Source organism: Commensalibacter sp. Nvir (assembly GCF_963921845.1).
GTDB lineage: Bacteria > Pseudomonadota > Alphaproteobacteria > Acetobacterales > Acetobacteraceae > Commensalibacter.
Genome location: NZ_CAWUGZ010000021.1, coordinates 1 through 10,955, shown reverse-complemented (window position 1 = coordinate 10,955; position 10,955 = coordinate 1). Strand labels below are relative to the sequence as shown.

General features: G+C 36.9%; 6 protein-coding genes. 2 read left to right on the top strand and 4 right to left on the bottom strand.

Annotated features, from left to right (window positions below; genetic code table 11):
* The first annotated feature begins 305 nt into the window (after nt 1-305).
* Both AABE15_RS01805 and AABE15_RS01800 read left to right on the top strand, forming a co-directional pair.
* On the top strand, nt 306-1,613 hold the full coding sequence (locus AABE15_RS01805; RefSeq protein WP_338329571.1) for a serine/threonine transporter: 1,308 nt from the start codon (nt 306-308) through the stop codon (nt 1,611-1,613).
* A gap of 37 nt (nt 1,614-1,650) precedes the next feature.
* Entirely contained in the window at nt 1,651-3,045 is a 1,395-nt protein-coding gene (locus tag AABE15_RS01800) for an L-serine ammonia-lyase (RefSeq protein ID WP_338329570.1), read from the top strand.
* 265 nt (nt 3,046-3,310) lie between these two features.
* Here AABE15_RS01800 and AABE15_RS01795 read toward each other — a convergent pair whose 3' ends face one another.
* The 4 genes from AABE15_RS01795 to AABE15_RS01780 all read right to left on the bottom strand — a co-directional run bounded on the left by AABE15_RS01795 (nt 3,311) and on the right by AABE15_RS01780 (nt 10,657).
* On the bottom strand, nt 3,311-4,441 hold the full coding sequence (locus AABE15_RS01795) for a DNA adenine methylase (RefSeq protein WP_338329569.1): 1,131 nt from the start codon (nt 4,439-4,441) through the stop codon (nt 3,311-3,313).
* 327 nt (nt 4,442-4,768) lie between these two features.
* Nucleotides 4,769-6,292 carry an efflux transporter outer membrane subunit gene (locus tag AABE15_RS01790; protein ID WP_338329568.1) on the bottom strand — a complete coding sequence of 508 codons (1,524 nt, stop codon included), beginning with the start codon at nt 6,290-6,292 and terminating at the stop codon, nt 4,769-4,771.
* A gap of 4 nt (nt 6,293-6,296) precedes the next feature.
* The gene (locus tag AABE15_RS01785; RefSeq protein WP_338329567.1) at nt 6,297-9,464 is read right to left on the bottom strand and encodes an efflux RND transporter permease subunit; all 3,168 of its coding nucleotides are present in this window, start codon (nt 9,462-9,464) and stop codon (nt 6,297-6,299) included.
* A 26-nt stretch (nt 9,465-9,490) separates the two neighbouring features.
* Nucleotides 9,491-10,657: an efflux RND transporter periplasmic adaptor subunit gene (locus AABE15_RS01780; protein WP_338329566.1), complete on the bottom strand. Its 1,167-nt coding sequence runs from the start codon at nt 10,655-10,657 to the stop codon at nt 9,491-9,493.
* Nucleotides 10,658-10,955 lie beyond the last annotated feature (298 nt).

Sequence of the window (10,955 nt, the reverse complement as noted above, 5' to 3'; positions counted from 1 at the left end):
ATGTGTTTCAGTTCATAAATGAATAATTTTGAAAAAATAGTTCAATAGAATAGCTCCATTAAAGGTTGTAGATAAATTTTTATCAGGAGAATTAACTTTTAAAAGCAAAAATAATTTACAATTATAGTAGAAATTACAGGGCATCAATTTAAAATAATACAATGACTAAAAAATACAAACCATAGCTCTTTTTTAAGTAACTTAAACGTGAATTTTTAAAAATAAAACTTGTCAAAAAACAATAAATGTCCAAATGATTACTATTCTTGGTTATTCTTCATTATCAAATTAAAGGATGTATATAGATGGCTTTCTCTCCTCAACCTGATATTTCTATTGTTGACCATCAAGAAAAACCTCTTAGTATTATGCCAAAATGGCGAATGTCTGATATGGTTTGGATGCTCAGCCTTTATGGTACGGCTATCGGTGCAGGGGTATTGTTTTTGCCTATTAACGCTGCTGCAGGTGGGTTGTTGCCTTTACTTGTCATGACAATTTTAGCGTTTCCAATGACTTACTTTGCGCATCGTGCGTTGTGTCGTTTTGTTTTATCTGGATCTTCTGAGGATAACGATGATATTACCGTTGTAGTTCAAGAAAAATTTGGTATTACTTTTGGTTATTTAATTACTGTTTTGTATTTTTTTGCCATTTATCCAATTTTGCTAGTGTACAGCGTTGGCATAACCAATACATTGGAAAGTTTTCTGGTTAATCAACTTCACGTGACCCCTCCTCCTCGTATTTTGCTATCGTTTTTGCTTATCGCCATATTAATGATTATTGTGCAATTTGGCGAAACTATTATTACCAAAGTAATGTCCGTTTTGGTTTTTCCATTCGTAGCGATTCTTATGATTATTGCTTTGTTTCTGATTCCTCAGTGGACAGGAGAAATTTTTAAAAACGTTTCTTTATCTTCAAATACAGGAGGAATGAATTTATGGATGACTTTATGGATGACGATCCCTGTCGCTGTTTTTTCATTCAATCACTCTCCTATTATTTCTTCTTTAGCTGTTTTCAAACGTCGTGAGTATGGTCCTTTAGCAGAAAAAAAATGTTCTCAAATTATTAAATTTAGTAACATTATGATGGTTGTGACCGTTATGTTTTTTGTTTACAGTTGCGCCTTATGTTTAACTCCTGCTAACCTCGCTGAAGCAAAAGCACAAAATATTCCTATCTTGTCTTATCTTGCTAATCATTTTCATACACCATTTTTAAACTGGGTTGCTCCTATCGTTGCTTTCATAGCGATTTCCAAGTCTTTTTTAGGGCATTATTTAGGTGCTAGAGAAGGATTTAACGGTATCGTTCTTAAGACATTACGTTTTTGTGGAAAAGATGCAAAACTTCAAACGCTTAATAGATTTGCTCTTATTTTTATGTTTTTTTCCGCGTGGTATATTTCTTATTTAAATCCAAGTATTTTGGATATGATTGAATCCATTGGTGGTCCCATTTTGGCCATGATTTTATTTTTAATGCCTATGTATGCTATTCATACCATACCTGCATTGAAAAAATATAGGGGCAAGCTAAGTAATGTTTTTGTAACCATTATGGGATTGATTGCAATATCAGCGGCTTTATATGGTTTCTTCTAATTTAAAAATAGTAAACGAATAGAAAGCATTGTTCATTATGGAATCAGTTTTTAACATTTTTAAAATTGGTATTGGCCCTTCCAGTTCACATACGGTGGGGCCAATGAAAGCCAGCAAACAGTTTATTGACGAGTTGATTACAAAAAATCTAATGCCTTTAGTAACAACTTTGGTTGCTGATGTTTATGGCTCTTTATCTTTGACGGGAAAAGGGCATCAGACGGATAATGCTATTCTCGCTGGATTAGCAGGTAATGAACCTGAAAATGTAGAAGTTTCTTTCATTCCTAAATTGGTTGAAAAAGTTAAAAAAACTCAACGTTTGTCTATTTATAATGGCAAGTATGAAGTTGAGTTTCCCTTTGAGACTAACATGGTATTTCACACGACCTTTCTACCCTTACATGAAAATGGCATGGTTTTATCTGCTTATTCTGGTAATGAGTTGATTCTTAAAAAAACTTATTATTCTGTCGGGGGTGGTAATGTTATGACAGAAGAGGAGCTTGTTGCTTCTCGTCAAAAAAAAGAAGAAAAGTCAGAAAATTTGTCTTCTGTGCCCTATCCTTTTCGTTCTGCAGAAAAATTATTAGAATATTGCAATGAGTATTCCCTTTCAATTTCTAGTATTATGATGGCTAATGAACTTACCATGCATAGTCAAAAAGATATTGAGACTTATTTTACTCGTGTACAGCAAATTATGAAAGATCGTATTGATCAAGGCATGATGGCAGAAGGGACTTTACCAGGGCCGTTGAAAGTTCCCAGGCGAGCTGCAACGTTGCGGCGTCAGTTAATGGCACAAGAGAAAGGAGAAAAGCTGGCAGATCCTATGTTGATTTTGGATTGGATAAATATGTTTGCTTTAGCTGTGTGTGAGGAGAACGCAGCTGGGGGAAGGGTAGTGACTGCGCCTACCAACGGTGCTTGTGGAATTATTCCGGCTGTACTAGCTTATTACAATCGATTTATACACTCCGTTAATGTTGAGTTAATACTGCGTTATTTTTTAACTTCTGGAGCAATTGGACTGTTATACAAAATGAATGCTTCCATTTCTGGCGCAGAAGTGGGATGTCAAGGTGAAGTTGGGGTGGCTTGTTCGATGGCCGCTGCAGGGTTAGCAGATTTATTTGGGGGTACACCAATACAGGTTTGCACGGCAGCAGAAATTGCGATGGAGCATAACTTAGGGTTGACGTGTGATCCCGTAGGTGGACAAGTTCAAATACCTTGCATCGAACGAAATGCTATTGCATCCGTTAAAGCGATTAACGCTGCAAGATTGGCTATGCGAAGAAATGATGGGTGGAAAATATCTTTAGATGCGGTTATTGAAACTATGTATGAAACCGGAAAAGATATGGATAAAAAATACAGAGAAACATCTAAAGGAGGATTGGCTCGCGTTTATACGATGTGTCATTAATAAATAGTCAAAACCACAATGTTAATTGTTTGAAATAGACATTGTGGTTTTGATTTCTGGTGTACAGTTAAAATTTAGCTTTGATTTAATTTATTTATAATGATAGGCGTCAAAATTTAAGTTTAAGTGTTACATTTCTTATAAAAATTGTTCTTAATATAAATATGGATTTTTTATAAACAATTATACAATTGGATTACTTAATTTTACAGAATAAAAAAAGCGAGAAAATAGGGATTGATGGCTTAACATTCCAGAGCAATTTTTATCGTTTATCCAGCATATATAAAAACTCTGTCACGTGAATATTACGATCCGATAAATTTCTACAACCTCTAAATGTGTTATACCTTTGGTCAAAATAACTGACTTTTCCTAATTTTCTTAAATTTTTTACAAAATCTTCATGAGTAATAAAACCGTCTGAACTATAAGAAATTAATACAAATTTGGCTTTGACATTCTCAATAGCATTAAACAGCGTAACAGAAGCTTTTGCTCGTTTATTATAATTTGAACGTTTCCAATTTGAAGGTATCCCTGAAACTTTACTTAATATATCCGATACTGGTTTTTTATAATCACATAAAAGGTTTAACATAAAATAATTAGAGCCATAAGGATGCTGATTGTAGGGTGGGTCAAAGTAAGCAATATCAATGTTTTCTAAGTGATTTACTAATGTATTAGCATCTTCTTGATAAACATAAGACTCACATGAAAAGTTGCTAAAAACAGGAATTTGTAGACTAATATTTTTTTTTATGCGGGAAAGTGCATTTCTTCCGTTCCCTCCAAATTGGCCAATACCATTTTTATTCTTATAAAATCCTTTAAAGACTCCTGAAGTATTTGTATGCATCGAGGCTTGAGATAAAAGCGGAGCCATAAAGTAACAATATAAATGGCTTGGTGAGTTTTTAATAAGTTGGCAAAATGTATCAAGATAAACAGCATTTTTTCTTGTATAAAAAACGCGTTCTCCTTGCTTAATATGTTCATCGTTTGACGGAGCATAGAGATCAGTTATGAACCCGGGGGATAGGTTTTTTTTTACTAAAGTATCTAATTGTTGAATTTCGTGTCTTAATTCCTTTACGTCTATTTGATTGTAATCCGTTTGATAGCATGAATTAATAATACGACTATAAAGTTCCAAATCATTGCAAATAATAGTGCTTGCATGTTGTCGCGCTGAGCGAGCGACAATTCCAGAACCACTGAATAGGTCAAGAAAAGATATTTTATTTTTTTTTAGTTTTTTTTTAATTTCAACAATAGCTTTATTGAGAAAAGGTAACAATAATCTTTTATTACCAATGTAGGTAATTAGTTGTGTTCGTAAATACGCTTTGTTTTCTCCTCTATTACTTATATTATAAGTATCTTTTTTCAAAAAATTACATTGGCTGTGCATCTCTTATTTTATTATTACCTTACTTGGTCTTTATAAATTGAATGATTATTACAAATTAATGGTATACAACATTTAGGAGATTTTATTCGAATTATTTCATGTTAAATATTAATCCATTTTGTTCGTTTTAATAATTCAGTTATGGACGCATTGAATGTAAGCAAGATGAGGTATTCTTCAAATATTCGATGAAGTATTAATAAATCATTTTCAAAATAGTAAAAGTTATAAATTGTAAATTTTTTTATAAAAAAAGGCCATATCAACGATATGACCTAATATATTAAATTAAAAAAATGCGCATTGTTATTTTACAGTAGAATTTTTAGTTAAAACGGTGGTTGGGTTTGACATGGGATAAAAAGTATTTTTTGCGCTCCATCCTCCTCCTAACGTGCGATATAAAGTAGATAGACTTTGCACGTATTGAAGATGTGATTGAATTACTGAGACTTGTGCCGTTAGCAGAGTCCTTTGAGCTATTAACGTGCTAAGGTAACTATCAATTCCATTTCTAAAACGAGCGAAGGACAATCGATAATCTGTTTGACTGGCATTCATATTGGCTACATCCGCTGCCCACTTTGATTTTAAAGTGTTTCTTGCAGCTAAAGCATCAGAAACTTCTTTAAAAGCAGATTGAATAACAGATTGATAATGTGCAGCAGCAGCTCTTGCTTTTGCTTTGGCCGTTCTCAATTGAGCAAGATTTTGACCTTCATCCATTATTGGAACGGTAATTGTAGGCATAAAAGTCCATGCTGCAGAGTAGGGCCCAAACATCTGTGCAAAAGTTGTTCCTGCTGTTCCTCCCGTTGTTGTTAACTGGATTGAAGGAAAAAATGCCGATCTTGCGTAGCCTACGTTTGCATTGGCTTCTTTTAATAAATGCTCTGCCTGTCTTATGTCTGGTCTTCTTTCTAACAAATCAGAAGGCATACCAGAAGCAACTTCTGGCATTAAAATAAAATGATCCAAAGAAGGATTGCTTGAAATTTGTTGCAAAATGGTGTCGGGAAGAGGTTGTCCAACCAGTAAAGTCAAATCGTTTATATCATTGGCTACGGTTTTTAAATACGTTTGTTCTTGACTCTTAGCCTCTTGTACTAATTCCATAGCTTGGGCAACTGCTTGGGCATTTTGTTGACCATAAACCCTCATGCTTTGAATAAGTTGAAGATTCTTTTCACGATTTTGTATATTTTCTTGGATGGTTTTTAACGATTCAGCGTCTGCCAACCACGCCATGTAAGTGTTAGCGACTTCACTAATTAAAGAAATTTGTAGAGAAATAGTATTTTCTTGTTCGGCTAAATAACTTTCTTCAGCCGCACGCGTTAAGCTTCGTACGTGATCAAAAATATCAATTTCATAGTTTGAAATACCAAATCCTGTCGAAAGCTGATTCCAGTGGGTATAGCCACTGTTATACCCAAGTGTCCCTCCAGGACTGGTTTGATATGAGCCTCCAGCCGTTGCGTTTATCGTTGGAAAAAGTTCGCCCCTTTGTCGTATATAATTGGCGTGACTTGCAGTAATATTTTCGAGAGCTTCGCGTAAGTTACGATTATTTGCTAAAGCTAGAGATATAATTTGACTGAGAATAGGGTCTCTAAAAAAAACATTCCACCCTACATTATATGCTTGAGGTAATCTTGAACCTTCTGGAAGAGGAGGACCATAAGCTGCTCCTATTGGCCATTGGGAAGAAACAGAAGGGTTGGGCCTTTCATACTTAGGGATAAGGTTACACGCGCTCATCGAAACAACAAGTAACGCGGCGATGATATTATATAGAGTTTTTGTAAATAATTTATTTTTAATCGTCATCGCCTTATTCCTGTGGATGATCAGTAGCGGCATCATGATGGATTGATGAGTTTTTCTTTAAAGAAAGGGATTTTACTTTAAAAAGTTTGAGCACCACAATGAAAAAGATAGGTACAAAGTAAAGGGCTAATACGGTTGCAGCGATAACGCCTCCAACCACGCTTGTGCCAATGGCAATATGGCTGGCTGCACCAGCACCGTCAGCAAGTGCTAACGGAATAGTTCCCAGAATGAATGCCAATGAAGTCATAAGAATAGGCCGTATACGTTCTCCAGCAGCAAGAAGAGCAGCTTCTTGGAGGTTTTTGCCCGCATCAAAGTGTTCTTTAGCAAACTCAACAATTAGAATGGCATTTTTAGCTGCCAAGCCGACCGTTGTTAATAAACCAACTTGAAAATATATGTCATTATCAATACCCCGTAAATATGTCGCAGACGTTGCTCCTATTACCCCTAGGGGCGCAACCAAAATAACAGCGAAAGGAATTGCCCAACTTTCGTAGAGGGCCGCTAGAGAAAGAAAAACCGCGAGTATGGAAACCGCGTAGAGTTTTCCAGCTTGACCTGAAGACTTAACCTCTTCATAAGACATTCCTGTCCATTCATATCCTATATTAGGCCCTAGTTGTTTAGCATAATTCTCCATAATTTTCATAGCAGTACCGGAGCTGACGCCACGCGCACCTTGTCCCATAATTTCAAAAGAAGGGTAACCGTTATAGGTTTCAACTTTTTGTGGCGCTGTTTTCATTTCGCCAGACACAAAAGATTTGAGGGGTACCATTTTATTATTACTATTTCGTACAAACCAGCGTCCTAAGTCATTGGGTAACATTCTTGATCGAATGTCACCTTGAACAAAAACGTGCTTAACTCGATTTCTAAGGTTAAATAATCCTGCATCTGAAGAGCCAAGAGCGATAGAAAGGGTTTGATTGATGTCGTCAATGCTTACGCCTTGAGTATGCGCTTTATCGCGATCTATTTTAAAGTAATACTGAGGAGCATCGGGTAAACCGTTCGCGCGTACGGCAAAAAGACGATGGTCTTGCGTAGCTTTATGTAAGAGTTGGTCTCTAGCTTTATCGAAGGTTTTATCGTCTAAATGGCCACGATTTTGTAATTCAAAGTCAAAGCCTGTTGCTGATCCTAAATCCATAACGGGTGGAGGAATAAAGGCTAAGATATTAGCCCCTGGAACGTTTGAAAGTGCTCGGATAGCTCGTGCTGCGATAGCTTGTGCGCTAGCATTTGGGTCCCCTTTACGGTAATCGAAATCGACCAATCTCGCGACACCAAACGAAGCACTTTGTGCTTGACCTCCGAAATTGAAACCAATAGCAGTGAAAACAAGTCTCACATATTTTTTTTCGTGTTGTTGGAAATAATCCATAATCTTTTTATTAACAGCCGCAGTCATTGCGGCTGAAGAACCTGGACTTAAGGCTGCCTGTGCATAGATAACCCCTTGATCTTCATCAGGTAAAAACCCTTGGGGGAGGGCTAAGAAAATGGCAATCGCTCCTGCAGAGATTCCCAGATAAGCGATTAAAACAATTCGCGTATGATGAATCATATGCTTTACGCCATTGACGTAGCCAGAAACTAGTTTTTCGAACCCATTATTAAATTTGGTAAAAAACCAACCGTGTTTTTCTCCTTTTTCTTTTGGCTTTAAAATGGTTGCGCATAAGGCTGGAGTAAAGATTAATGCAACAATGACGGACAGAGTCATAGCCGCAACGATACTGATAGAGAATTGCCGATAAACCACTCCGGCTGAGCCACTAAAAAAAGCCATTGGAATAAAAACAACGGATAAAACCATAGCAATTCCAACAAGTGCACCGCTAATTTGATCCATGGATTTTTGCGTGGCTGTTTTGGGGTCGTCATGTTCTTCTTCCATGACACGTTCAACATTTTCCACCACAACAATGGCATCGTCAACCAACAGTCCAATGGCTAAGACCATAGCCAACATCGTTAAGGTGTTAATGGAAAAACCCGCCGCGTCCAAAATGGCAAACGTTCCAAGCAATACGACGGGAACGGCTATGGTAGGCACAAACGTTGCTCGAAAATTTTGTAAAAACACATACATAACAACAATAACAAGAGCAATGGCGATAACGAGCGTTTCGACCACTTCTTGCATCGATTCAATGATGTAAGTCGAGGTATCCATAGGATACATATACGTTGTGTTTGGTGGAAAATATTTAGAAAGTTCTCTAATTTTATTGTGAATATCTCGAGCTAATGCGAGTTGGTTTGCTCCAGATGCGAGTTTAACGGCGAATGCGGCTACAGGTTGATTATTCAAGAGTCCAGCGGGTTGGTAGCTCATAGGGCCTAGTTCGACCTCTGCAACATCTTTTAAACGTATGCGTGCTCCGTCGGTTTGGGTTTTTATAACAATATTTTTAAACTCTTCTGGGGTAACCAGTCTTCGAATACCCCCAGTATACAAATCCGATCTTTGATTAGGAAGGGCAGGTAATTTACCAAATTCGCCTAAAGGTTGTTCGGAGTTTTGAGATGCTATCTCATTCATTACATCAGTAGCATTCAGTTGATAATCGTGTAATTTATCAGGATCCAACCAAACCCGCATGGCGTATTCAGAGGAAAAGGATGTATAATCTCCTAATCCATTTAGGCGTGTGATCGGATCTTGTATGTCACTTGCTAATAGGTCGCCCAAAGCTCCTTCATTCATCGAATTATCCGAAGATTGTATGGCGAAGACCAGCATGTTGCTTTTATTTGATTTGGAAATTCGTATGCCTTGTAAAGATACGGACGTAGGTAACAAGGAGCGAGCAATATCGACGCGGTTTAATACTTGAACTTGGGCGATATCAGGATTAGTACCCTGCTCAAAAGTTAAGGTGATGGTTGACGTACCATCAGCATTCGCAACGGTCTGAATATATTCTAAATGATCCAACCCGTATAAATTCTGACTTACAGGATCTACAATGGTTCTTTGCACAGTATCGGCGGTAGCACCAGGGTATGTAAAATTTAACGTTATAGGAGGTGGAGCAATAGCAGGCCATTGGGCAATAGGCAACGTAAGAATAGAAATTATTCCCACTATAGAAATTAAAATTGCTATAACCCAAGCGAAAATAGGCCTGTCAATAAAAAAACGTGACAATGACATATTAATGATTTTCCAAAATAAATAACTTAAATAGGGACATCTGCAACAGGGGTGCGCCCTTCTTTAGAATTTACTTTTTCTCCTGGTCGATACGATGTTGGGTTGCTAACTAAGATTTTTTCTCCAGGTTTTAGACCTTTTGTGGTTACCCAAAAGGTGTCTTGCATACGTTGTAGTTCAATGTCGCGTCTCTCCAAAATATTATCCTTATTAATAATGTAGAGATAGGGTTTATTGTCTAACCCATACATAACAGCTTCTTGTGGGACTAAAAAGGCAGTTTCCATTCCTTCGTGCATAATGGCACGAAGATACATGCCCGATAGTAAAATTTTGTTTGGGTTTCTAACAATTGCTCTTTGTATAACAGAGCCAGTTTCCTGATCGGCTACCACTTCAGTAAAGAGTAGGTTGGCTTGTAATGGGTAGCGTGAGTCGTCTTCTAAAATTAGATCAATAGGAACATGCGCCTCACCCCGGAGTGTTTGTAATTTTCCATCAGTTTGTCTAGAGCGTAATCGAAGTTGTTCGGCAGTTGGTTCAATAATATCAACAAATATTGGATCAAGTTGAGTAATTACTGCAATGGGATTGGTCTGATTGGTTGCCATTAAAGCACCTTGCGTTTGAATAGATCGGCTAATACGTCCTGAAATGGTCGCGTTAATTCCTGTATATTCAAGATTTAATTGTGCTTGTCGAACTACACCTTTATCGCTTTCAACATCAGCTTGTGTTGATTGTTGTGCTGCCAACGTATCGTCATAATCTTGGCGGCTGACGGCATCCATTGTTTTCAAAGGACCATAACGTTTTAATTTTAAAGTTTGCGTACGAAGCGTCGCTAAATCGCGGTTTAATTTTCCTTGTGCATCTTGTAAGGCTGCTTGGTAAGGTCGAGGGTCAACTTGATAAAGTTGTTGCCCTGTGATGACATCCGTACCTTCTTCAAATAAACGTTTGTAAAGGTATCCATCGACTTGGGGTCTTACTTCTGAGATACGCATGGGTGTTGCGCGTCCCGTTAGTTCGACCAGTAGTTCAACTTCTTGGGGATATAAAGTTACGTAATTGGCTGGTGGTGCAGGACGAGCAGTTTTTTGTTCTTTACATGCGGTTAGGGGCAATAAAAAAACAAATATTAAAGCACATTCTTTGTGCCATGTTGTAAAGAAAGAATGGGTTACGGTCACTTCTCTTCCCTGTGGTTTTTTAGTTTATGGTACAGTTTAATTCCGGTTTGTTTGTAAAAAATTACCATTTTCAAACATACTGATTTATATTCTCAATACAGTTTGAGATAACATAAAATTTTAACTTAAACTGTTTTGCTGACATATATATAGCTTTGTTTTGATAAAATCTATGTAAACATTAGAAACTAAATCGAATATTGGATGTGATATAGCTAACTTCATCAACATTCTTAGTTAAAGTAATTGCTAGTTCGTTGACTACACTATCATACATGTATGATTCAATTAATTATTA